The following is a 24,687-nucleotide window of genomic DNA, read 5'->3' on the forward strand; positions in this document are numbered from 1 at the left end:
ATGACAGATAGCAAAACCTTACCGACAGAGGTGCCAACCCTCTACATTGTACCCACCCCGATCGGTAATCTGGGCGACATTACTCAGCGAGCGATAGAGGTGTTGTCATCGGTGGATTTGATTGCTGCAGAAGATACCCGTCACACGGGTAAGCTGCTGTCTCACTTCAATATCCCAACTCGAACTTTCGCCCTCCATGATCATAATGAACAGCAAAAAGCGCAAGTGTTAGTTGATAAATTGTTAGCTGGGCACTCCATTGCGCTGGTCTCGGATGCAGGAACGCCACTGATCAGTGACCCAGGTTACCATTTGGTCACTCAATGTCGTCAAGCGGGCGTCAAAGTTGTGCCTTTGCCTGGAGCATGTGCGGTGGTCACAGCATTAAGCGCCTCCGGTCTCCCCTCTGACCGTTTCAGTTTTGAGGGATTTCTGCCTGCCAAAAGCAAAGGTCGTAAAGACAAGTTCTTAGAGATCGCAAAGGCAGAGCGAACCTGTATTTTTTACGAGTCGCCACACCGCATTCTTGACTCTCTTGCTGACATGCTGGAGATCTTAGGCCCTGAGCGTGAAGTGGTGTTAGCGCGAGAACTGACGAAAACGTTCGAAACCATTCAAGGCATGCCGCTGGGTGAGCTCGTTGATTGGGTGCGCAGTGATGAAAACCAACAAAAAGGCGAAATGGCGCTATTAATTCACGGTTATCGCGCCGACAGTGATGATGGCCTGCCGGATGAAGCTACTCGAACATTGGCTATTTTGACCCAAGAACTGCCGTTAAAAAAGGCCGCAGCGCTGGCGGCTGAGATCTACAACCTGAAAAAAAATGCACTCTATAAGTGGGGGCTGGAACATCTCTAATCTAGTCAAGTTGTTGGTTATTTAGGCGCTCACACACATTCCCCTAGACAGGCTGATGGCTTCTCTATACAATCCGCCACCGGAGTCGACTCGGTAGCCGCTGCTTTATTGATGTCCCCTTACCTTGTGTGGGGGAGACTGATGAAGGGGAGGAAAGTCCGGGCTCCATAGAGCAGGGTGCCAGGTAACGCCTGGGGGGCGCAAGCCTACGACAAGTGCAGCAGAGAGAAGACCGCCGATGGCTCAATTTCTTCGGAATGAGCACAGGTAAGGGTGAAAGGGTGCGGTAAGAGCGCACCGTGCGACTGGCAACAGTTCGTAGCAAGGTAAACTCCACCCGGAGCAAGACCAAATAGGCCTCCACATTGCGTTGCTCGCGTAAGGGGGCGGGTAGGTTGCTCGAGCCAGTGAGTGATTGCTGGCCTAGACGAATGGCTACCACCGTGCAAACGGTACAGAACCCGGCTTATATGTCGGCTCCACCTTTTTAAGACCCATCGTAACTTAGGTTATGATGGGTTTTTTGCTTTACGCTGACGAAATTTATTTTGTAAGCAATAAACTTAGCGCAAAATCACGCCTTCCTTGTGTCTAAAGGTGGCGAATGAGCGTTAAATCAGTACACTGGAACCCTTAGCGCGTGAATGCGAGAGCAAACCGAGATAACTATGACCGAAGCATTTAAACACATATCCGTCTTACTTCATGAATCGATTGATGGATTGGCCATTAAACCTGATGGCGTCTATATCGATGGCACATTTGGACGAGGTGGTCATAGCCGTACGATTTTATCTCAGCTTGGTGAAAACGGACGCCTTTATAGTATTGACCGTGATCCACAAGCGATTGCAGAAGCCAACAAGATTGATGATCCGCGATTTACCATCATCCATGGTCCATTTTCAGGCATGGCTGAATACGCGAAACAGTATGATCTCGTGGGTAAGGTGGATGGCGTGCTGCTTGATCTTGGCGTGTCATCGCCACAGCTTGACGACGCAGAACGCGGCTTCAGCTTTATGAAAGATGGCCCCCTCGATATGCGTATGGACCCCACTTCCGGCATGCCGGTCTCTCAATGGCTCGCACAAGCAGACCTTGATGATGTTACTTGGGTAATTCGTGAGTTTGGCGAAGATAAGCATGCTCGCCGAATTGCCAAAGCCATTGTTGCCTATCGTGAAAACGAAGAGAACGAGCCCTTGGTGCGCACCGGTCAGCTGGCGAAGCTGATTTCCGACGCGGCTCCGAAAAGCTTCAAAGAGAAAAAACACCCAGCGACGCGCGCCTTCCAAGCCTTTCGAATCTACATCAACAGTGAGCTTGAAGAGATCGACACCGCACTCAAGGGCGCCGCGAGCATTCTTGCGCCGCAGGGACGACTGTCAGTGATCAGCTTCCATTCCCTTGAAGATCGTATGGTGAAACGTTTTATCCGCAAAGAGAGCAAAGGCCCAGAGGTGCCACATGGCATCCCAATGACTGAAGCGCAGATTCGTGCGCTTGGTAGTGCCAACCTCAAAGCGGTGGGTAAGGCGATTAAACCGACCCAACAAGAAATTGAGCTCAATGCGCGCTCGCGCAGCTCGGTGTTAAGGATTGCCGAGAAGCTGTAACCTCCTATGAGTCAGGCAAAAGGGAACCTCGCTAAAATTATCGCACTCGATCTACTGACCGTAGGTCGAGTGCCGCTGCTTTTATTGATGTTGATTTTTTCCAGCGCTATGGCGGTGGTCTTTACTACCCATCACACGAGACAGGCGGTCTCTGAGAAAGATAGTGCTCTTGGTGAGCGAGAGCGCCTTGATAACGAGTGGCGCAACTTAATCTTGGAAGAGACGGCTCTGGCTGAGCACAGCCGAGTCCAAGATGTGGCGATCAAAGAGCTCGAGATGAAGCGCCCCGATTCAGACAAAGAAGTCATCATTACACTCCCATGAGCAAAAAGAACGTCGAACCCATCAAACCGCAAGAAAAGGACACTCCGGCGAGCCTGATTCGCTGGCGCTTTTATTTGGTGATCTTTATTGTGTTCTGCATTTTTATGGCTCTCGTTGCTCGTATTGCGTTTATTCAGGTGGTTGAGCCGGGCAACTTGATCAAACAGGGCGATCTTCGCTCAGTGCGCGCGAAAACCTTGCACTCGGCGCGCGGCATTATTTCCGATCGTAATGGTGAGCCACTTGCGGTCAGCGTGCCCGTTGAGGCTGTATGGGCCGACCCTGTTAATATTTTCAAACATGGTGGCCTGAGCGATATTGATCGTTGGCACGCGTTGGCCGATGTATTGGGCCTTAAGCGCGAGGAGCTGATCGACAAAATCAATCGTAACCGCTCAAGACGCTTTGTCTATTTGCAACGGCAAGTTAGCCCAGCTATGGCCAATTACGTGCGAGAGCTGAAGCTGTCTGGCGTAGGATTAAAAGCGGAATCACGTCGCTATTACCCCGCAGGCGAAGTCAGTGCACACTTAGTGGGTGTGACGGGAATTGATGGTCACGGCCTCGAAGGGGTTGAGCGCAGTTATGATAAATGGCTCACCGGAGAAGCGGGTAAACAGATCATTCGTAAAGACCGTTATGGCCGAGTCGTTGAAAATATCTCACTCGAAGAGCGTGAAGAGGGCAAACCGCTTGAGCTGACCATCGATCAGCGAATTCAAGCGATTGCGTATCGAGCGATTAAGCAGTCGGTCGCCGATCACCGTGCAACGTCAGGATCGGCTGTGGTGCTTGATGTACAAACGGGCGCGGTGTTGGCGATGGTGAATGCGCCGTCCTACAACCCCAACAATCGTAGTGACCTTCAATCAGCGAAAATGCGCAACCGTGTGATCACCGACGCGTTTGAGCCGGGCTCAACCGTGAAACCCTTTGTGGTATTAGCGGCACTCGACAATGGCAGCGCCGATGCCAATACGGTCATCGATACCGGCAATGGCGTGTTTGAAATTGGTGGCAGCAAGGTTAGAGATACGTCGAAAGTGGGCAAAGCCGATCTGACGACCATCTTGCAGAAATCGAGTAACATCGGCGTGACCAAACTGGCACTCGATATGCCGCTTGAGGCTCTGCTTGGTATGTACAGTTCGGTCGGATTTGGTCAACCTTCGGGATTAAACTTGGTCGGTGAAACCTCCGGTATCTTCCCCAATCGCCGTCGCTGGTCGAAGTTTGAAATTGCGACCTTATCATTCGGGTATGGCTTGACCATTACCCCGCTCCAACTGGCGCATGCGTATTCCACCTTGGGCAACTTCGGCGTCTATCAGCCCGTGCACATCATAGAGAACAACCAACAAGATTTTTCACGTCAGGTCATTGACAGCGAGCACGCGAAAATGGTGTTGAGAATGCTAGAAACTGTCACACAGCCGGGCGGCACTGCAACCAAAGCGGCAGTGCCGGGCTATCGAGTTGCGGCGAAAACCGGCACATCACGCAAAGCGATCGCGGGGGGATACGGAGATGAATACTTCGCCTATACCGCGGGGGTAGCGCCGGCCAGCAAACCGCGAGTGGCGCTGGTAGTGGTGATCAATGAGCCTCAAGGTGATAACTACTACGGAGGCTCGGTCGCGGGTCCCGTGTTTGCTGAAATTCTTAAAGGGACACTGCAACTGCTTAATGTTGCCCCTGATGAAAACCGATTTAAAAATGAGTAAGTGAGAGAGCCAATGCCAACAACACTCACATTAACGCAATTATTACGACCTTGGCTTGAGTTGGGCGATGAGCTCGCGATACCTGTTCGCCAACTTGAGCTCGACAGTCGCCAAGTAACCAAAGGATCGACCTTTGTTGCCATCCAAGGTCACGCTTTGGATGCGAGGAGGTTTATTCCGGCCGCGATTGCTCAAGGGGCCAATGCCGTTATTGCACAGGCGTGTTCGCGTGCTCCGCATGGTTTGGTGGAATACATTCAGTCGGTGCCTGTGGTGTATGTCGATGCACTTGATCAGCGTTTATCTCAGTTGGCGCTCTCCCTATATCCAGTCGCAGGGAATCATCTGATTGGCGTCACCGGTACGAACGGTAAAACCACAGTGACGCAGCTCATCGCTCAATGGTTAGAGCTGCTAGGGCAGCGCGCGGCGGTTCTCGGCACTGCGGGTAATGGTTTTCTCGAGAACTTGCAGCCTGCGGTCAATACCACAGGCAGTGCCGTGACGATTTGTCAGATGCTGTCTCAGCTTCAGCAGCGAGGTGCACACTACACTGCGATGGAAATCTCCTCTCATGGTTTGGTTCAAGGCCGGGTGAAAGCGCTTCCGTTTGCAGCGGGCGTGTTTACCAACCTAAGTCGTGATCACCTCGATTACCACGGCACGATGGATGAATACGCTCGTGCTAAGCAAATGCTCTTTACTGATCATGCCTGCCAGCACGCGATCATCAATGCCGATGACGCCGTCGGTGCCCAGTGGCTGACTGAGCTTGATCACGTGACGGCGGTTTCTCTCTCTCCAACGACCCACAAACGTGCCGTGTTTGCTCATCATGTATTGTATTCAGAACAGGGTATCGAGCTGCACTTTGATGGTCTCTATGGCCAAGGTGAGCTTCAGGTACCCCTCATCGGCCAGTTCAATGCCAGTAATGTGCTTGTGGCGATGACAACGCTGCTTGAGTTGGGTTTTGATAAATCGGCCTTGATGGCGACAGCGCCTCAACTAGAGCCCGTCATTGGACGTATGGAGCTGTTCGCTTCACCCGGGAAAGCAAAAGTGGTGGTCGATTATGCGCACACGCCAGACGCATTAGAAAAAGCGTTGCAAGCGCTGCGCGTTCATTGTCACGGCAAACTGTGGGCGATTTTCGGTTGCGGTGGCGATCGGGATACGGGTAAGCGTCCAATGATGGCTTCGATTGGTGAACAACTGGCTGATCAGGTTATTTTGGCCGATGATAACCCGCGCAGCGAGGATCCTAAGACCATCGTGCAAGATATGCTGGATGGCATGGCGAAGCCAAACTTGGCGATTGTCGAGCATGATCGCTATCAAGCCTTGCGTTACGCGCTAGCTAACAGCCAAGCGCAAGACATTATCTTGCTTGCAGGCAAAGGCCATGAAGATTATCAAGTTTTGGCAGATAAAACCGTGCACTACTCTGATCGTGAGTCGGCGGCAGAGCTATTGGAGTCTCCTTTATGATCACTATGATGTTATCTCAATTAGTCGAGCCACTGTCGGCGGAGTTGATTGGCCAAGATGTGGCGATCGAGAGTGTGTCAACTGACACGCGTGCCATCGAAACGGGCGCGCTGTTTGTTGCCTTGGTCGGTGAGCGTTTTGATGCGCACGATTTTGCGGCCAAAGCCGTTGATTCCGGCGCGGCGGCGCTGTTGGTCAGTCGCGTTTTGCCGCTTGATATCCCTCAGCTATTGGTCAAAGACTCCAAAGTGGCGCTAGGGCAGTTAGGCGCCTTCGTTCATCAGTTATGCCGAACCCCGACGGTGGCGATCACAGGAAGCTGCGGTAAAACCACGGTGAAAGAGATGGTCGCTAGCATCATGAGTCTTCAAGGACAAGTGCTGTTTACTGCGGGTAACTTCAACAACGATATAGGTGTGCCGTTGACCTTGCTCCGTTCGACGCCGGAAGATGATTATGCCGTGATTGAACTCGGCGCCAACCACATTGGTGAAATCGCCTATACGACCGCCTTGGTCAAACCCGATGTTGCCCTCGTGAACAACGTTGCGGCGGCGCATTTAGAAGGCTTTGGTTCGATTGAGGGCGTGAAGCAAGCAAAAGGAGAGATCTACCAAGGGCTTGCGTCTGGCTCAGTGGCGATCGTCAATCTCGATAGTCATGGTGGTGAGCATTGGAGTGGTGTCTTGGCCGATAAACAGGTCAAAACCTTTTCTATGACCGATGCAAGCGCAGATTACTTTGCTACTCACGTGGTGTTAAACGCGTTGGGTGAGGCAAGTTTTATTTTGCGCACTCCAAGTAGTGAGCTGAGCGTCAAACTCGGTATTATTGGTCAGCACAATGTTGCCAACGCACTGGCTGCGGCGGCTCTGGCGAAAGAGTTAGGTGCCAGCGATGAGATGATTGTCAAAGGGCTAGAAAGTCTTGCCAAAGTGAAAGGGCGCGTCGAAACCGTCGCATTGACCGATGAGATTCGTCTTATCGATGACAGCTACAACGCCAGCGTCCCCGCCATGAAAGCGGCGGTGGATCTCTTGTCGAGTTTTGATGGGACGCGCTGGCTAATTTTGGGGAATATGGCAGAGCTTGGTGACGAAAGCCTTGCACTTCATCGTCAAGTCGGTGAACATGCTGCCCCCTTTAACTTCCCTTATGTGTTGACCTATGGTGATGACGCAGAGGTTATCAGCCAGGTTTGCCAGGGGACACATTTTTGCTCTCATGAGAGCATGATTGATTATATTAAGCAGCAGATAAAGACGCACCAAGGGCCACAAACTTTGCTGGTCAAAGGTGCCAATAGCGCCGGTATGTTTAAAGTCGCGGCTGCTGTGAAGGAGATGTTTGCATGATTATTTGGCTTGCGGAGCTGCTACAGCCATACTTTTCATTTTTTCGCCTGTTCGAATATTTGTCGTTCCGAGCCATTGTCAGTGTATTGACGGCCTTAGCGATCTCTTTGTGGATGGGGCCTCGTATGATTCGCCGTTTGCAGATGTTGCAAATTGGTCAGGTGGTACGTAACGAAGGGCCAGAGTCACACTTTAGTAAGCGTGGCACGCCAACCATGGGCGGTGTGATGATCTTAACAGCGATCATGACAACGGTTCTGCTTTGGGCGGATCTGGCTAACCCATATGTTTGGGCTGTGCTCGCCGTACTTGCGGGCTACGGCGCCGTCGGGTTTGTCGATGACTATCGCAAAGTTGTGCGCAAAAACACCGATGGCTTGATCGCGCGTTGGAAGTATTTCTGGCAATCCGCGATCGCATTAGTGGTGGCGTTTGCACTTTATGCTCACGGTAAAGATACCGCGGCGACACAACTGGTGGTGCCCTTTTTCAAAGACATTATGCCGCAGTTAGGTCTGTTCTATATCGTGCTGACTTATTTTGTGATTGTCGGCACCAGCAACGCGGTCAATTTAACCGACGGTTTGGATGGGTTGGCGATCATGCCAACGGTGCTGGTCGCTGCAGGTTTTGCCGCCATTGCCTGGGCTACTGGTAACGTTAATTTCGCCAATTACCTGCACATTCCATACGTGCCTCACGCATCAGAGTTAGTCGTCGTGTGTACGGCGATCGTGGGAGCGGGGCTAGGCTTTTTATGGTTTAACACCTACCCTGCACAAGTCTTTATGGGCGATGTCGGTTCACTGGCTCTTGGCGGTGCGCTTGGTACGATTGCGGTGTTGGTGCGTCAAGAGTTTGTATTGGTGATCATGGGCGGCGTGTTTGTGATGGAGACCTTATCGGTGATCCTTCAAGTGGGCTCATACAAATTGCGTGGGCAGCGAATTTTCCGTATGGCGCCGATTCACCATCACTACGAGTTAAAAGGCTGGCCGGAACCTCGGGTTATCGTTCGTTTTTGGATCATCTCTATCGTACTTGTTTTGATTGGACTGGCGACGCTGAAAGTTCGCTAATCCCCGTTTTGTTTCGCCAATAGGATAAAAGGAATGGCCATGCGCGAGTCTATTCATGCCAACCCCTCTCGATGGGAGTCGATTCACCACGTCGTCGTGGTTGGCTTGGGTATCACCGGTTTGTCGGTGGTGAATTACCTTAAGCGTTTACCGAATGCGCTCGACATTAAGGTGATCGATACGCGCCAGTGCCCGCCAGGTCAAGAGTCGCTGCCGAGTGATGTTGCATTGCACAGTGGTGGATGGCAAACGCAATGGCTAGAGCGTGCAGACTTGGTCGTGGTCAACCCGGGTATTGCGTTGGCGACGGCTGAGATTCAGCAAGTGATTGCTAAAGGCACGCCGGTCGTGGGCGACATTGAGCTATTTGCTTGGCATGTCAGCAAACCGGTGATCGCGATTACTGGCTCGAATGGCAAAAGTACCGTCACGGATCTGACCGGTGTAGCGGCGAACGCTGCGGGCGTCAAGACCGCCGTGGGTGGAAATATCGGCGTTCCCGCGCTGGATCTGCTAAAGCAAGAGGCGGATCTTTACGTTCTTGAACTGTCGAGCTTTCAATTAGAGACAACCTCTTCTTTGCATCTAGTGGCCGCGGCTTTTCTCAATCTGAGTGAAGACCATATGGACCGCTACTCTGGAATGGCGGCGTATCGTGCGGCCAAGCTACGCATTTTCGACCATGCTATCAAAGGGGTTGTGAATGCAGACGACAAGCAAACCTACCCAGAACACAACACTTGCGCGCTCGTGACGTTCTCGCTCAAGCAAGAGGCTGATTACCATTTACGCCAATCTCAAGGTCGTGACTGGATTGTGTTTCAAGATAGCCCTATTTTAGCGACCGATGAGCTTGCTCTGGTGGGCCAGCACAATGTTGCGAATGTGATGGTGGTACTGGCGCTGCTGAATCAAGCGGGTATAGAGCTCCAGGGAGCCTTACCGGCTATCAAGGCTTATCAAGGTTTAACACATCGTTGCCAAGTGGTGGCTGACAAACGCGGCGTTAAGTGGGTCAATGATTCTAAAGCGACCAATGTTGCCAGTACGTTGGCGGCGCTATCTGGACTATCCTTGACAGGACGACTCTACCTACTTGTCGGCGGTGTCGGTAAAGGGGCAGATTTTTCCGAATTGGTATCGCCACTGTCGAAGCTCAACGTGCAGCTTTGCTGCTTTGGCGTGGATGGTGAGGCGTTTATGCCCTTGCATCCTAGTGCCAAACGATTTGACCGTATGAGTGATGTGATTGAGTGGGTTGCCCCTCAGCTCAGCGAGGGTGACATGGTGATGCTTTCACCGGCTTGTGCGAGCTTTGATCAGTTCAACAACTTTATGGCGCGCGGTGATGCATTCCGCGAGCTTGCTCTCACCTACGCATAACAGCAAGGACGATATGCCGATTTCCAGTGCCATCCACAGAGTGCAACATTGGCTCACCAGTGACAGCCCAGACTCACTGTACGATCGACAATTGGTCTGGATTGCGCTTGGGTTAATGTTGACAGGTTTGGTGATGGTGACATCCGCATCGTTTCCTATCAGTTCGCGTCTTACTGACCAGCCTTTCCACTTTATGTTTCGCCATGCGCTTTTTCTTGTCCTCGCGCTCGGAACGTCCGCGGTTATTTTACAAGTCCCGATGCGCAAATGGCTCGACTACAGTACTTGGTTGCTGCTGTTGTCTATTTTCTTGCTGTGCGTGGTGCTGGTGGCGGGAAAATCGGTCAATGGCGCCTCACGTTGGATTCCGCTAGGACTGTTTAACTTACAGCCTGCCGAAGTGGCGAAATTGTCACTGTTTATTTTTATGTCCGGATACTTAGTGCGTAAACGCGATGAGGTTCAATCGAGCTTCTTTGGTGGGTTTATTAAGCCCATCATCGTATTTGGAACATTAGCCGGTTTGCTGCTTCTTCAGCCCGATTTAGGCACCGTTATCGTGATGTTGGTGACGCTGTTTGGCATGCTGTTTATCGCCGGAGCCAAGCTGACTCAGTTTCTTGCCTTGATGGTGGTCGGCATTTCAGCGGTAGTCGGATTGATTTGGATCGAGCCTTACCGCATGCGCCGCGTCACCTCGTTTCTCGACCCGTGGGAAGACCCTTTCGGCAGCGGTTACCAATTGACGCAGTCATTGATGGCTTTTGGCCGAGGTGAGTGGTTTGGTCAAGGCCTTGGTAATTCAATTCAAAAGCTCGAATACTTACCTGAAGCGCACACGGACTTTGTGTTTGCCGTGTTAGCGGAAGAGTTGGGCTTTGTTGGCGTTGTGCTCGTGCTAATGCTGATTTTTAGCTTGGTGATCAAAGCCATTTTTATTGGCAGAAAAGCGTTTGAGAACCAGCATCTTTTTGGCGGCTATCTGGCATTTGGTATCGGCATTTGGTTTGCGTTTCAAACCTTAGTCAATGTCGGTGCGGCGGCCGGTATGGTGCCGACCAAAGGTCTCACCTTGCCGCTTATCAGTTACGGCGGATCTAGCTTGATTATCATGGCGGTGGCCGTCTCTATCTTACTTCGCATTGACTTCGAATGCCGGGTTGATGCGCCTGACTCAACACAGAAATCGAATAATGACTCAGACTAAAAAACTTATGGTCATGGCCGGTGGTACGGGCGGTCATGTTTTCCCTGGCTTAGCCGTTGCCAAAAAACTTCAGCAGCAAGGTTGGGAAATTCGCTGGCTAGGAACTGCGGATCGAATGGAAGCCGAGTTGGTACCCAAACACGGTATCGATATCGACTTTATCAAAGTCAAAGGCTTGCGTGGACAGGGGTTAGCGAAACTTCTCGCGGCGCCGTTTCAAATCATCAATGCGATCTTTCAGGCCAAAGCGCACATGAAACGCTGGCAACCGGATGTGGTATTGGGCATGGGCGGCTATGTCAGTGGCCCAGGTGGCGTGGCAGCGAAACTGTTGGGCATTCCAGTAGTACTGCACGAGCAAAATGCGGTTGCAGGTCTCACCAATCAATGGTTATCACGTATTGCGAGCAAGGTGTTTCAGGCGTTTCCGGGTGCATTTACTCATGCAGAAGTGGTGGGGAACCCCGTGCGTGAGGATGTGATTTCACTGCCAAGCCCAACAGTGCGCATGAGTGAGCGTAGCGATGAGATTCGTATTTTGGTTATGGGTGGCAGTCAAGGTGCGAGGATTTTAAATCAAACCTTACCAGAGGTGATGGCCAACCTAGGAAGTGGTTATCAAGTTCGTCATCAAGCGGGTAAAAATAACGCGGATTCTGTGAAAAAAGCCTATCAAGATCAAAACGTCGAGCAGGCTGAAGTGGTGGAATTCATCGATGATGTTGCTGCGGCATACGCTTGGGCCGATCTTCTGGTCTGCCGCTCTGGTGCGTTGACGGTGTCGGAAGTGTCAGCGGCGGGGGTCGGGGCGATTTTTATTCCCTTTATGCACAAAGATCGCCAACAAGCGTTGAACGCGGATCATCTGGTAGAATGCGGCGCCGCAAAAATGATTGAGCAGCCGGCGCTCAGTGTGGCGTCATTGACCGAAGGTATTCGCCATCTGAGCCGTGATGATCTTCTCTCTATGGCAGAGAAGGCACGCGCGGCCGCCAAACTGGACGCTGATACAGTGGTGGCAACGGCGATCATCGAACTGGCACAGAAATAGAGAACGATTATGACAATTCAACATACACAAGATTTGGCGCAGATTCGTGCCATGGTGCCAGAAATGCGCCGCGTGAAATGCATTCACTTTATCGGCATCGGTGGTGCGGGTATGAGTGGCATCGCAGAAGTGTTGCTCAACGAAGGCTACCAAATCACGGGGTCAGATATCGCAGAGAATCCGGTTACGCAGGGGCTCGCGCAAAAAGGGGCGACGATTTATATCGGTCACCATGCAGACAACGTCGCCAACGCCAGTGTGGTGGTTGTCTCTACTGCCATCAACGAGCAAAACCCAGAAATTAAGGCTGCCCGCGAAGCCCGTATCCCTGTGGTTCGCCGCGCAGAAATGTTGGCTGAGCTGATGCGTTTTCGTCACGGTATTGCGGTGGCGGGCACACATGGTAAAACCACGACAACGGCCTTGGTCACGCAGATTTATTCTGAAGAAGGCTTAGACCCGACGTTCGTCAACGGTGGCTTGGTCAAAAGCGCGGGAACCAATGCGCGACTGGGCTCTAGCCGTATCTTGATTGCGGAAGCGGACGAAAGCGACGCTTCGTTTCTCCATTTGCAGCCTATGGTCAGTATCGTTACCAATATTGAAGCGGATCATATGGACACCTATGGCGGCGATTTTGAAACGCTCAAACAAACGTTCATCGATTTCCTGCACAACCTGCCGTTTTATGGCCAAGCGATTTTGTGTGTCGATGACCCGGTCGTGCGTGAACTGATTCCTAAAGTGAGCCGCCAAGTGATTACTTACGGTTTTTCAGAAGATGCCGATGTGCGCATTGAAAACTATCGCCAAGAAGGCCAACAGGGCAAGTTTACTGTCGTACGTAAACATCGCGCTAACCTAGACATTACCCTGAATATTCCGGGGCGCCATAATGCGCTCAATGCATCAGCGGCCATCGCCGTGGCAACGGAAGATGATGTCAGCGATGAGGCGATTTTACGCGCCATGGCAGGCACTCAAGGAACCGGCCGCCGCTTTGATCATCTAGGTGAGTTCGAAACTGGCAAGGGACATGCAATGCTGGTTGATGATTATGGCCACCACCCGACAGAAGTGGATGTGACCATTCAAGCCGCGAGAAACGGTTGGCAAGAAAAGCGCTTAGTGATGATCTTTCAGCCTCACCGTTACAGCAGAACGCGAGACCTCTACGATGATTTCGCCAACGTGCTGGAACAAGTGGATGTCTTGATCATGCTGGATGTCTATGCGGCAGGTGAAAAGCCCATTGCTGGTGCAGATGGTCGATCATTGTGCAGAACGATTCGTTCACGTGGCCGTATTGATCCCATTTTTGTCCCGGACAGCAGTACGTTACCTTCCGTTCTTGCGAATGTCTTACAAGACGGTGACTTAGTGCTTACTCAAGGGGCTGGGGATGTCGGTAAAGTGGCAAAACAGTTGGCGGCTTTTGAGTTAAATATCGATAAGATGCGTCAGGCGTAGATTTAAGGGTGAAAAATCGTGGTTTGATGCACTTTCTGTGTTTTAAGCGGCGATTTCTCACTTTCAGTATTTGATACTTTCAGTGACGCCAGTATAATCCGAAAGTTAAAATAAGTGCTTTTGCCTTATTGCAAAAGAAGATAGGGAAAATTGCGAACAAATAGCAAGGACTATGGACTTTGATTAAAAGTGCTTTTAATGAAAGCCGTCATCTAACCTCTTCCCCACTTGTTAAAAACCACGCGGTTGGCGGTGGGTTTTTACTGGTGGTTTTGCTGTTAATTGGCTCCCTTCTTTATTCAACGATTTCATGGATGTGGGATGACCAGCGTCTGCCACTCTCTAAAATTGTCTTGCAAGGTGAATTGCACTACGTCTCTGCCCTCGATGTCCAACGTGCTTTTGCGCATTTGGATCATGTCGGAACCTTTATGTCACAAGATATCAAGGTGTTGCAGACGATGGCTGAAGCGATCCCTTGGGTCTCTCACGCCTCAATACGCAAGCAATGGCCAGACACCGTCAAAGTGTTTCTTACTGAGCACCAAGCGGCGGCAATTTGGAATGGCAACGCATTGCTGAATGAGCAGGGAGACGTCTTCAATGGTGACATCAGCCAACTAGAAGAAGAGCGGGTAAAGCTCTACGGCCCACAGGGTACCAGCCAAGAAGTGTTGGACGTGTGGCGTCGAATTAGCCCGAAATTTACCGCGCTCAATTTGTCGATTACGTCCTTGGTGCAAAACGAGCGCCGAGCGTGGCAAATTATTCTAGATAACGGCATTCGTTTGGAATTGGGTAAAGAGTCGTTAGAGGAACGCATCAATCGATTTGTTTCTCTGTATCAGAATTTAGGTAGCGACACGTTAAGAGTGAGCTACATTGACCTCAGGTATGACACGGGAGCATCCGTTGGATGGTTCCCTGATCAAGAGTTAGAACAAGAGAGTACAGATGACTAAGACCGCTGATGACAACATTATTGTTGGTCTTGATATAGGCACTGCAACCGTATCGGCTCTGGTGGGCGAAGTATTGCCTGATGGTCAAATTAATATTATTGGCGCTGGGATTAGCCCGTCGCGTGGTATGGATAAAGGCGGAGTCAACGACCTAGAGTCGGTAGTGAAATCGGTTCAGCGCGCGGTGGACCAAGCGGAGTTGATGGCTGAGTGCCAAATTCGCAACGTCTACATTTCGCTGTCTGGTCGCCATATTGCTAGCCGTATCGAAAAGGGGATGGGCACTATCTCCGAAGAAGAAGTGTCACAAGAAGACATGGATCGTGCGATTCATACCGCTAAGTCTATTAAAATTGGCGATGAGCAGCGTATTTTGCATGTCATCCCACAAGAGTTTACGATCGACTACCAAGAGGGAATCAAAAATCCACTCGGTCTGTCAGGGGTGCGCATGGAAGTCAGCGTGCACCTCATTTCTTGCCACAATGATATGGCGAGAAACATTATTAAAGCGGTTGAGCGTTGCGGCTTAACGGTGGAGCATTTGGTCTACTCTGGCCTTGCGTCAAGTAATGCGGTCATTACAGAAGATGAGCGTGAACTTGGCGTGTGTGTGGTTGATATTGGTGCAGGCACCATGGATGTGGCCATTTGGACCGGCGGCGCATTGCGTCACACTGAGGTCTTTTCTTACGCAGGAAATGCGGTGACTAGTGATATAGCCTTTGCATTTGGCACGCCAGTCAGCGATGCTGAAGAGATTAAAGTCAAATATGGCTGTGCAGTGAGTGAATTGGTCAGCAAAGATGACACAGTTAACGTTCCTAGCGTTGGAGGGCGTCCATCGCGAAGTTTACAACGTCAAACTCTATCTGAAGTGATAGAGCCTCGTTATACTGAGTTAATGGGTCTGGTGAACCAGACGATCGATACTGTTCAAGAAAGACTGCGTGAAGAGGGGATTAAACACCATCTTGCCGCAGGTGTGGTGCTCACAGGTGGCGCATCACAAATTGAAGGTTTGGTTGAGTGTGCGGAGCGCGTGTTCCGCAACCAAGTACGAGTTGGCAAGCCACTAGAGGTGAGCGGCTTAACGGATTATGTCAAAGAGCCGTATCATTCTACGGCTGTGGGTTTACTTCATTACGCGCGCGACAGTCAGGTAAATGATGAGACGGAATACAACGAGCCTTCTCGCCAGTCAGTTACCGGTTTTTTTGCTCGAGTGCGTAATTGGATACAAAAAGAGTTTTAACCTGAGCAGCAGGAAAAACGGAGATAACACATGTTTGAACCGATGATGGAAATGTCTGACGATGCAGTAATTAAAGTCGTTGGGGTTGGTGGCGGCGGCGGTAACGCTGTCGAACACATGGTGCGTGAATCCATCGAAGGTGTTGAGTTCATCAGTATCAATACTGATGCTCAGGCGCTTCGAAAAACCAGTGTCAGTAGTGTCATCCAAATTGGTGGCGACATGACAAAAGGTCTAGGTGCAGGGGCAAACCCGCAAGTAGGACGTGACGCTGCTCTTGAAGATAGAGAAAGAATTAAAGAAGAGTTGTCAGGTGCCGATATGGTATTTATCGCGGCCGGAATGGGCGGTGGTACTGGTACCGGTGCGGCACCTGTTATTGCAGAAGTGGCAAAAGAACTCGGCGTATTGACCGTCGCTGTAGTCACTAAGCCATTTAGCTTCGAAGGCAAAAAGCGCCTAGCGTTTGCTGAGCAAGGTATTGAAGAGCTCTCAAAGCATGTGGACTCGCTTATCACGATTCCCAATGAGAAGTTGCTCAAGGTTCTTGGCCGAGGCATCACACTACTCGAAGCATTTGCAAGTGCAAATGACGTATTGAAAAACGCGGTACAAGGTATTGCTGAGCTTATCACTCGCCCTGGCATGATTAACGTCGACTTTGCGGATGTTCGCACTGTGATGTCGGAAATGGGTCACGCTATGATGGGCAGTGGTGTCGCGAAAGGTGAAGACCGTGCGGAAGAAGCGGCAGAGATGGCAATCTCTAGCCCACTGCTTGAAGATATTGATCTTGCGGGCGCTCGTGGCGTCTTGGTCAACATCACAGCGGGTCTGGATATGCGCCTCGATGAGTTCGAAACTGTGGGTAACACAGTTAAGGCGTTCGCTTCTGACAATGCAACTGTGGTGATTGGTACTTCTCTCGACCCAGACATGGCTGATGAAATCCGTGTCACCGTTGTAGCGACAGGTATCGGTAACGAGAAAAAGCCTGACATTACTCTGGTTGCGGGTGGCAAAGCGAAGCCGGTTACGCAAACTCAACCACAACAAACGGTGACGCCTCAAGCGAGCGTCAACAAAGTGGAAGAAAAAGCGGCACCATCTTTGCAAGAGAAACCACAAGTTTCACCTCAGCCGACGACGTCAGGTGTTGGCGGTGGGGCAAGCCAAAGCGCTGCTGCACCGAAAGCCGATAAAGAAAGTGGCTACTTAGATATTCCTGCTTTCCTACGTCGCCAAGCTGATTGATGGCATCCATAATTTGACACTGTTCGATTATGTGGTAGGATTCGCGGTCGATGTTAAAGATTGACCGCGTTTTGTGGCAATATTGTTGAGGCAAGGTAGATGATCAGACAACGTACTCTGAAAGAAATAGTGAAAACAACTGGTGTGGGTCTCCACTCTGGTCGTAAAGTCACGCTCACGCTACGCCCAGCTGCTGCAAATACTGGTATCATTTATCGCCGCACGGATTTAGAGCCAGCGGTCGACTTCCCTGCGAACCCAGACTCTGTGCGCGACACCAAATTGTGTACCGCTCTGGTTAATGACGCAGGTGTCCGTATTTCAACAGTTGAACACTTGAATGCTGCCCTTGCGGGTATGGGTATCGATAACGTTATCGTTGAAGTCGATGCGCCAGAAATCCCAATTATGGATGGCAGCGCAAGTCCATTCGTATTCTTGCTTCAACAAGCGGGTATCGAAGAGCAAAATGTCGCAAAACGTTTTATTCGTATCAAGAAACCTATCCGTTTTGAAGAAGAAGACAAGTGGGCGGAGTTTGTTCCGTTCAATGGCTTCCGTATGGATTTCGAAATCGAGTTCAATCACCCGGCCATTGATGCCGACGAGCAGCACTTGGTGTTTGATTTCTCGACCAACGGTTTTGTGAAAGAGATTTCACGAGCTCGTACCTTTGGATTCATGCGTGATATCGAATACCTCCAGTCTCAAAACTTGGTGCTGGGTGGCAGTTTTGACAACGCCATCGTATTGGATGAATACCGTATTCTGAACGAAGAAGGTCTTCGCTTTGAAAATGAGTTTGTGACGCACAAAGTGCTTGATGCCATTGGCGATCTGTACATGTGTGGTCACCCTATCATTGGCGAATTCCGAGCTTACAAATCGGGCCATGGTCTCAATAACCAACTGCTTCGTGCAGTCCTCGCAGACCAAGAAGCGTGGGAGTGGGTGACCTTTGAAGAAGAGACACCAGCACCAGTGGCTTTTGCAGAGCCTAATATGGTGCTTGCATAGAGCGCGGGTATTGAGCCAACAGGCTAAAAATTTTAAAGGCCAGATCGAATGATCTGGCCTTTTTGATCGCCCTAACCAATATCAGCCAAATATCAGTGTAGCGACGTTCTACGATTTCTTGGTTAATTTCGCCAAGCTTTCAAGTCGTGCCTTTACTTTCGGCGAGGCGTTTGAGGCGATCATTTCAAGATAGCTCGCGGCAGTGGAAGAGATCGGATCCCTTTGTGGCGCTGGCTGCTCGCTTTTCTCAGTGTTCGATCGATATAGCTCCGGATTGATTTGTACGTTGACAGCGATCAGTCGAGCGAATCCGTGAGATCGTAATTGATTCAAAATATGCAGACGATCACGATCGATCTTCATCTTGATCCCTGCGCTAGCCACCTCGAGGATTAATTGCCCTTCACGGATGTTTGCCACCCGGCAATGCTTTTCCGTACCACGAGGCAAAATAGCCTGCAGTGCTCGGTTGATCAAGATGATCTCTTCGGCGTGTTGTTGCAGTGTCGACAAGCGAGATTGAGCGATGATGTCGTCGCCTAAAGTAGGGCGGTGGTCACGCATAGTGGGCCTTATATTGCTGGACGGTCTGTTTCATTCTAAGCGAAGCTCGTGCGAGTAGGTAGCATTGCATTGGATAAACTTACGTCATATAGGCACAAAAAATAAAGTGCGCTTCAAACAAATTACCTTGCTATTGGTTGTCAGGGTGAAAATTTCATAAGATAGGCGCCACTAAAATCAGTTCTAGCCTTGAATTCTAAAGTAAATAGCACAATATCTGAGGAAAGTGATTTATCTCAGTATTCTTAGTTTAAAACTGGTAGAGACTGAAGGCATTATAAGATGATCGGGCCCGATCTGAGTTAAGAGAGATTCATAGCAAATGATAACTAAGCTACTGACAAAGGTAATTGGCAGTCGCAACGACAGAACCCTGCGACGTCTGAGAAAAATAGTAAAAGAGATCAACAATTTTGAGCCGACGTTTGAGGCTCTATCTGATGAAGAGCTAAAACAAAAGACCGTCGAATTTCGTCAGCGTTTAGATCAAGGTGAGACACTAGACAGTCTGCTGCCTGAAGCTTTCGCGACGGTTCGTGAAGCATCAAAACGTTTGTATGGGATGCGCCACTTTGATGTTCAGCTTATCGGCGGCATGGTTCTGAATAACGGACAAATCGCTGAAATGCGTACTGGTGAAGGTAAAACACTCACCGCGACACTCCCTGCATACCTGAATGCGCTGCCAGGCAAAGGGGTTCATGTCGTGACCGTCAACGACTACCTCGCTAAGCGAGACGCAGAAACCAACCGACCGCTGTTTGAATTCCTCGGTATGACGGTAGGCGTTAACGTGCCGAACATGCCACCTCAAGAGAAAAAAGAAGCCTACAAAGCGGATATTCTATACGGTACCAACAACGAATTCGGTTTTGACTACCTACGTGACAATATGGCGTTTCGCGCCGAAGACCGCGTTCAACGCGTGCGCTTTTTCGCAGTGGTCGATGAAGTTGACTCCATCTTGATTGATGAGGCGAGAACGCCGCTGATCATTTCTGGCCCTGCTGAAGACAGCTCTGAGCTGTACACTCGCATCAACACGCTCATCCCACAACTCCAGAAGCAAGACAAAGAAGATTCCGAAGAGTACCGTGGTGATGGTCACTACACGGTGGATGAGAAATCCAAGCAAGTGTATTTGACTGAAACCGGTCAAGAGTTTGTTGAAGAGTTAATGATTAAAAACGGCTTGATGGTCGAAGGTGACACCTTGTACTCACCGACGAACATCAGTCTACTGCACCATGTTAATGCTGCCTTGCGTGCGCACGTATTGTTTGAGAAGAACGTTGACTACATCGTCACTGAAGAGGGTGAAGTGGTGATCGTTGATGAACATACGGGTCGTACTATGCCTGGTCGCCGTTGGTCTGAAGGTCTACACCAAGCGGTGGAAGCGAAAGAAGGCGTTAAGATCCAAAACGAGAACCAAACGCTGGCGTCGATTACCTTCCAGAACTACTTCCGTCTCTACGAGAAACTGTCTGGTATGACGGGTACCGCAGATACAGAAGCGTTTGAATTCCAATCGATCTATGGTCTTGAAACCGTGGTTATCCCAACCAACAAGCCAATGATTCGTGATGATATGCCAGACATGGTTTATCGCACCGAGGCGGAGAAATTCGCTGCGATTATCGAAGACATCAAACAGCGCGTTGAAAAAGGTCAGCCAACGCTGGTGGGTACCGTATCGATTGAAAAATCAGAGCTACTTTCTAATGCGCTGAAGAAAGCGAAAATCAAGCACAACGTGCTTAACGCAAAATTCCACGAGAAAGAAGCAGAGATCGTCGCGGAAGCGGGCAAACCGGGTGCAGTCACCATCGCAACCAACATGGCGGGTCGTGGTACGGATATCGTCCTCGGCGGCAGTTGGCAGTCAAAAGTGGAGACACTGGACAACCCAACTCAAGAGCAAATTGACGCGATTAAAGCGGAATGGAAAGTCGTTCACGATCAAGTGCTGGAAGCTGGTGGCTTACACATTATCGGTACTGAGCGTCATGAATCACGTCGTATTGATAACCAGCTTCGTGGTCGTTCTGGTCGTCAAGGGGATGCAGGTTCGTTCTCGTTTCTACCTATCGATGGAAGACTCACTGCTGCGTATCTTTACCTCGGATCGTATGGCTAGCCTTATCCAAAGTGGTATGGAAGAGGGTGAAGCAATCGAATCGAAAATGCTCTCACGTTCGATTGAAAAAGCGCAACGTAAAGTGGAAGGACGTAACTTCGATATTCGTAAGCAATTGCTGGAATACGATGACGTTGCGAATGACCAGCGTAAAGTGGTGTATGAGCTGCGCGATGAACTGATGAGCGCTGACGACATCAGTGAGATGATTGAGCAAAACCGTGACGACGTGCTTAACGCTGTTATAGATGAGTACATCCCACCACAATCGCTAGAAGATATGTGGGATGTGGACGGGCTTCAAGCACGCCTGAAAAATGACTTCGACCTTGATGCGCCGGTCAAGCAGTGGCTTGAAGAAGACGATAAACTGTATGAAGAAGCGCTGCGCGAGAAAATCATTGCGACCTCTATCTCTGTTTACAAAGAGAAAGAAGCCGTGGTGGGCGAGCAAGTGCTGCGCAACTTTGAAAAATCAGTGATGTTGCAAACGCTCGATACCTTGTGGAAAGAGCATTTGGCTGCGATGGACCATTTGCGTCAGGGTATTCATTTACGTGGCTATGCGCAGAAGAACCCGAAACAAGAGTACAAACGTGAATCTTTCGAGCTCTTTGAAGGTCTTCTTGAAGCACTGAAATCTGACGTGATCACTGTCTTGTCTAAAGTGCGCGTTCAGCAGCAAGAAGAAGTGGAACGTATGGAAGCTCAGCGTCGAGCGCAAGCAGAAGAGGCGGCTCGTTTGGCACAAGCGCAACACGCGAGCGCCGATAACCCATTGAGTGATGAAGACGCAAGTGATGATGCTCATCAGCCAATGGTGCGCGAAGAGCGTAAAGTGGGTCGAAATGAACCTTGCCCATGTGGCAGTGGTAAAAAATACAAACAGTGTCACGGTAAAATTGCGTAAGCGATTAACGTGAGATCTATAGGAAAAGAGTCGCTTTGGCGGCTCTTTTTGTATCCGTCTGATGGATAGCACAACCAAATAGGAACCAGTCAATGAAACGTATTCATATCGTTGCGGCGATCATCTTCAACCAAGACAAATCGAAGATTTTCATCACCAAGCGTCCGGATGACAAACATAAGGGCGGCTTTTGGGAGTTTCCCGGCGGTAAAGTCGAAGCGGGGGAAAGTATAGAGCAAGCGATGGCGCGCGAGCTGGAAGAAGAAGTGGGGATTGTCGTGTCAAATCAAACCCCGTTTGAACATCTTGAGTATGACTATCCGGATAAATCACTCAAGTTTGATTTTATCTGTGTGCATGAGTTTTCTGGTGAGCCGTACGGCAAAGAGGGACAGCAAGGTGCCTGGGTGGCGATTGCGGATTTGCGTCACTACACCTTTCCTGAAGCAAACGTGCCTATTCTAAAGCGTGTCATTCAAGAGTTTTAATACTGGTTTCAAGCCGAGATTGTTGATAGTTTATTGGCACAAATGGAACAAGAACCAAGGAGTTTTTTGCAATGGTCAGAATTGCAGTTGCGGGTGCGGCCGGTCGAATGGGTCGTAACTTAGTCAGAGCGACATTTTTAAATCAAGACGCCCGTGTTGGTGCAGGATCCGAGCGTCCGGAATCTTCTTTGGTGGGTGTCGATGTCGGCGAACTGTGCGGAGAGGGCAAATTTGATGTCGTGCTGACGGATGATCTTGCCAAAGAGATCGACAACTTTGATGTCATTATCGATTTTACGGCACCGGCGAGCACGCTAGCGAATTTAGAACTTTGCCGTCAGCATGGCAAAAGCATTGTGATTGGCACCACTGGTTTTAGTGAGCAAGAGAGAGCGACTATTGATGAGATTGCTCAGAGCGTTCCTGTCGTGATGGCGCCTAACTACTCTGTTGGGGTTAACCTTGTGTTCAAACTGCTTGAAAAGGCAGCCAAAGTGATGGGCGATTACTGCGACATTGAAATCGTTGAAGCGCACCACCGTCATAAAGTGGATGCGCCTTCCGGTACCGCAATTGGTATGGGAGAAGCCATTGCTGGCGCTATGGGTAACCAGCTCAGCGATGTTGCTGTGTATGCTCGTGAAGGTATTACCGGCGAGCGAACCAAAGATGAGATCGGTTTTGCCACCATTCGCGCAGGCGATATTGTCGGCGAACACACGGCGATGTTTGCTGATATTGGTGAGCGTGTAGAGATCACTCATAAAGCGACGGACAGAATGACCTTTGCCAATGGTGCGGTCAAAGCTGCCGTCTGGCTTAGCCAAAAATCCCCTGGTTTTTATACCATGACGGATGTCCTAGGACTCAATGAACTGTAAATAAATAATTATGCGCTGGGCTTGCCCGGCGTTTTTTATATATGTGCGTTGAAAGAGAATGAGTTAACTTCAGGTTATGCTCTTTTTTCTTTAAGTTTTATTGTTTATTTTCGTGGCTTGGTGTTGGTTTTGTCTTTAATGTCTTTAAAGTTTGTATTTGCTTCCGATGTTGATCGTTTGCGTAAGAGCGAAGAAAAAAAGTGTGATCTGATACAGGTGACACAAAGAGAGATTTTGAGTTTTTTGAATTGAAATCGATTACTCATTTACAAAAGTTGTTCTTTTAGGCCTTTTGGTCTGTTTTTTGTCTAAAGAGCCCTAAAGTTTCGGTGTTTTTTTACGTGTGTGTTGACACATGTCACAGGCCTCATTAGAATACCGCCAATTTGTCTGAAATACCTAAAACCGCTTTTTTATTGCGCACAGGAAGGCAAATTTGCAGTTAAATTTATTATTTTTGCATTTTTATTCTGGAGGTTGTCTTGAGTAAATCAGCACTGTTAGTCCTAGAAGATGGGACAGTGTTCCGCGGAGTTTCCATTGGAGCAGATGGGTCGTCCGTTGGTGAAGTTGTTTTTAATACCTCGATGACGGGGTACCAAGAAATCCTCACTGATCCTTCCTATTCCCAGCAGATCGTCACCCTTACTTACCCACATATTGGTAACACCGGTACCAATACCGAAGATGAAGAATCTTCTTCAATTCATGCACAAGGCCTTGTGATTCGCGATCTTCCCCTTATCGCATCAAACTTCCGTAGTGAACAAACGCTTTCTGATTACCTAAAGTCGCAAAACATTGTCGGCATTGCGGATATTGATACTCGTAAACTGACGCGTATTTTGCGTGAGAAGGGCGCTCAGAACGGTTGTATCATCGCGGGTGACAATCTCGATGAGGCATTAGCGCTAGCGAAAGCAAAAGAGTTTCCTGGCCTAAAAGGTATGGACTTGGCCAAAGTGGTGTCAACCAAAGAAGCGTACGTATGGAATCAAGGTTCTTGGACGCTAGAAGGTGGATTGCCAGAAGCAAAAGCAGAGAGCGAGCTGCCTTACCACGTTGTCGCGTACGACTTCGGCGCTAAGCGTAACATCCTACGTATGTTGGTTGATCGTGGCTGCCGTCTAACGGTCGTGCCTGCAGAGACCAGTGCAGAAGAGGTATTGGCACTCAACCCAGATGGTGTATTCCTATCTAATGGCCCTGGTGACCCAGAACCGTGTACTTACGCGATTGAAGCGACCAAGGTTTTCCTAGAAAAAGGCCTACCTATCTTTGGCATTTGTCTTGGTCACCAAATTCTTGCTCTTGCCTCTGGTGCGAAGACAGTGAAGATGAAGTTTGGTCACCACGGTGCTAACCACCCGGTGAAAGACTTAGACCGTAACGTTGTGATGATCACGTCTCAGAACCACGGTTTCGCGGCAGATGAAGCGACACTCCCTGAGAACCTACGTGCTACTCACGTGTCACTATTTGATGGCTCTCTACAAGGTATCCACCGTACTGACAAGCCAGCATTTAGCTTCCAAGGTCACCCAGAAGCAAGCCCAGGTCCACACGACGCGGCGCCGCTCTTTGACCATTTTATCGAACTGATCAAACAGTCTATTTCAGACACGCAAAACATCGCTTAATTCGGAGTAGTA

General features: G+C 49.8%; 19 protein-coding genes, 1 other RNA gene and 1 pseudogene. 20 read left to right on the forward strand and 1 reads right to left on the reverse strand.

Annotated elements, in window-relative coordinates; genetic code table 11:
• From rsmI to lpxC, 16 genes are all read left to right on the forward strand, one after another.
• Complete coding sequence (gene rsmI / locus AC6R0S_RS13325) at positions 1 to 861, forward strand: 16S rRNA (cytidine(1402)-2'-O)-methyltransferase (RefSeq protein ID WP_334554327.1); 861 nt, start codon at positions 1 to 3, stop codon at positions 859 to 861.
• Between the two features lie 81 nt (positions 862 to 942).
• Positions 943 to 1,346: RNase P RNA component class A (gene rnpB / locus AC6R0S_RS13330), an RNA gene on the forward strand.
• Positions 1,347 to 1,529: 183 nt separating this feature from the next.
• Entirely contained in the window at positions 1,530 to 2,480 is a 951-nt protein-coding gene (gene rsmH, locus AC6R0S_RS13335; protein WP_500631768.1) for a 16S rRNA (cytosine(1402)-N(4))-methyltransferase RsmH, read from the forward strand.
• 6 nt (positions 2,481 to 2,486) lie between these two features.
• Positions 2,487 to 2,804, forward strand: a complete 318-nt coding sequence (ftsL, locus tag AC6R0S_RS13340) for a cell division protein FtsL (RefSeq protein ID WP_500638118.1) — start codon at positions 2,487 to 2,489, stop codon at positions 2,802 to 2,804.
• Entirely contained in the window at positions 2,801 to 4,528 is a 1,728-nt protein-coding gene (locus tag AC6R0S_RS13345) for a penicillin-binding transpeptidase domain-containing protein (protein WP_500638119.1), read from the forward strand. Before ftsL ends, AC6R0S_RS13345 begins: the two co-directional genes overlap by 4 nt.
• A gap of 12 nt (positions 4,529 to 4,540) precedes the next feature.
• Positions 4,541 to 6,019 carry a UDP-N-acetylmuramoyl-L-alanyl-D-glutamate--2,6-diaminopimelate ligase gene (murE, locus tag AC6R0S_RS13350; RefSeq protein ID WP_500631766.1) on the forward strand — a complete coding sequence of 493 codons (1,479 nt, stop codon included), beginning with the start codon at positions 4,541 to 4,543 and terminating at the stop codon, positions 6,017 to 6,019.
• The gene (locus tag AC6R0S_RS13355; protein WP_500638120.1) at positions 6,016 to 7,374 is read left to right on the forward strand and encodes a UDP-N-acetylmuramoyl-tripeptide--D-alanyl-D-alanine ligase; all 1,359 of its coding nucleotides are present in this window, start codon (positions 6,016 to 6,018) and stop codon (positions 7,372 to 7,374) included. Before murE ends, AC6R0S_RS13355 begins: the two co-directional genes overlap by 4 nt.
• Positions 7,371 to 8,453: a phospho-N-acetylmuramoyl-pentapeptide-transferase gene (gene mraY / locus AC6R0S_RS13360; protein ID WP_334554339.1), complete on the forward strand. Its 1,083-nt coding sequence runs from the start codon at positions 7,371 to 7,373 to the stop codon at positions 8,451 to 8,453. Before AC6R0S_RS13355 ends, mraY begins: the two co-directional genes overlap by 4 nt.
• 39 nt (positions 8,454 to 8,492) lie before the next feature.
• Positions 8,493 to 9,836 (forward strand): UDP-N-acetylmuramoyl-L-alanine--D-glutamate ligase, encoded by a 1,344-nt coding sequence (gene murD, locus AC6R0S_RS13365; protein WP_500631763.1) that lies wholly within the window; start codon positions 8,493 to 8,495, stop codon positions 9,834 to 9,836.
• A gap of 13 nt (positions 9,837 to 9,849) precedes the next feature.
• Entirely contained in the window at positions 9,850 to 11,043 is a 1,194-nt protein-coding gene (gene ftsW, locus AC6R0S_RS13370) for a cell division protein FtsW (protein WP_500631762.1), read from the forward strand.
• Positions 11,030 to 12,094: an undecaprenyldiphospho-muramoylpentapeptide beta-N-acetylglucosaminyltransferase gene (gene murG / locus AC6R0S_RS13375; RefSeq protein ID WP_500633944.1), complete on the forward strand. Its 1,065-nt coding sequence runs from the start codon at positions 11,030 to 11,032 to the stop codon at positions 12,092 to 12,094. Before ftsW ends, murG begins: the two co-directional genes overlap by 14 nt.
• Before the next feature lie 9 nt (positions 12,095 to 12,103).
• Positions 12,104 to 13,564, forward strand: coding sequence for a UDP-N-acetylmuramate--L-alanine ligase (murC, locus tag AC6R0S_RS13380; protein ID WP_334554346.1), 1,461 nt, complete (start codon positions 12,104 to 12,106; stop codon positions 13,562 to 13,564).
• A gap of 179 nt (positions 13,565 to 13,743) precedes the next feature.
• Positions 13,744 to 14,526, forward strand: a complete 783-nt coding sequence (locus AC6R0S_RS13385; protein ID WP_500633943.1) for a cell division protein FtsQ/DivIB — start codon at positions 13,744 to 13,746, stop codon at positions 14,524 to 14,526.
• Positions 14,519 to 15,781, forward strand: coding sequence for a cell division protein FtsA (gene ftsA / locus AC6R0S_RS13390; RefSeq protein ID WP_487901317.1), 1,263 nt, complete (start codon positions 14,519 to 14,521; stop codon positions 15,779 to 15,781). Before AC6R0S_RS13385 ends, ftsA begins: the two co-directional genes overlap by 8 nt.
• Positions 15,782 to 15,811: 30 nt before the next feature.
• The gene (gene ftsZ, locus AC6R0S_RS13395) at positions 15,812 to 17,035 is read left to right on the forward strand and encodes a cell division protein FtsZ (protein ID WP_500626517.1); all 1,224 of its coding nucleotides are present in this window, start codon (positions 15,812 to 15,814) and stop codon (positions 17,033 to 17,035) included.
• A gap of 99 nt (positions 17,036 to 17,134) precedes the next feature.
• Positions 17,135 to 18,052 (forward strand): UDP-3-O-acyl-N-acetylglucosamine deacetylase, encoded by a 918-nt coding sequence (gene lpxC, locus AC6R0S_RS13400; protein ID WP_500638121.1) that lies wholly within the window; start codon positions 17,135 to 17,137, stop codon positions 18,050 to 18,052.
• A gap of 108 nt (positions 18,053 to 18,160) precedes the next feature.
• Here the strand turns inward: lpxC and AC6R0S_RS13405 are convergent, their stop codons facing one another.
• Positions 18,161 to 18,616 (reverse strand): DUF721 domain-containing protein, encoded by a 456-nt coding sequence (locus tag AC6R0S_RS13405; protein ID WP_500638122.1) that lies wholly within the window; start codon positions 18,614 to 18,616, stop codon positions 18,161 to 18,163.
• Between the two features lie 322 nt (positions 18,617 to 18,938).
• Between AC6R0S_RS13405 and secA the strand changes: the two are divergent.
• The 4 genes and pseudogenes from secA to carA all read left to right on the forward strand — a co-directional run bounded on the left by secA (position 18,939) and on the right by carA (position 24,675).
• Positions 18,939 to 21,666 (forward strand): annotated as a pseudogene (gene secA, locus AC6R0S_RS13410) (preprotein translocase subunit SecA).
• A gap of 92 nt (positions 21,667 to 21,758) precedes the next feature.
• Positions 21,759 to 22,154 carry an 8-oxo-dGTP diphosphatase MutT gene (gene mutT / locus AC6R0S_RS13415; protein ID WP_500638123.1) on the forward strand — a complete coding sequence of 132 codons (396 nt, stop codon included), beginning with the start codon at positions 21,759 to 21,761 and terminating at the stop codon, positions 22,152 to 22,154.
• 71 nt (positions 22,155 to 22,225) lie between these two features.
• Complete coding sequence (gene dapB / locus AC6R0S_RS13420) at positions 22,226 to 23,035, forward strand: 4-hydroxy-tetrahydrodipicolinate reductase (protein WP_334554362.1); 810 nt, start codon at positions 22,226 to 22,228, stop codon at positions 23,033 to 23,035.
• A 482-nt stretch (positions 23,036 to 23,517) separates the two neighbouring features.
• Positions 23,518 to 24,675, forward strand: a complete 1,158-nt coding sequence (gene carA / locus AC6R0S_RS13425; protein WP_500638124.1) for a glutamine-hydrolyzing carbamoyl-phosphate synthase small subunit — start codon at positions 23,518 to 23,520, stop codon at positions 24,673 to 24,675.
• Positions 24,676 to 24,687 lie beyond the last annotated feature (12 nt).

The sequence above is a fragment of the Vibrio sp. R15-SG3-ISO1B genome (assembly GCF_059833835.1).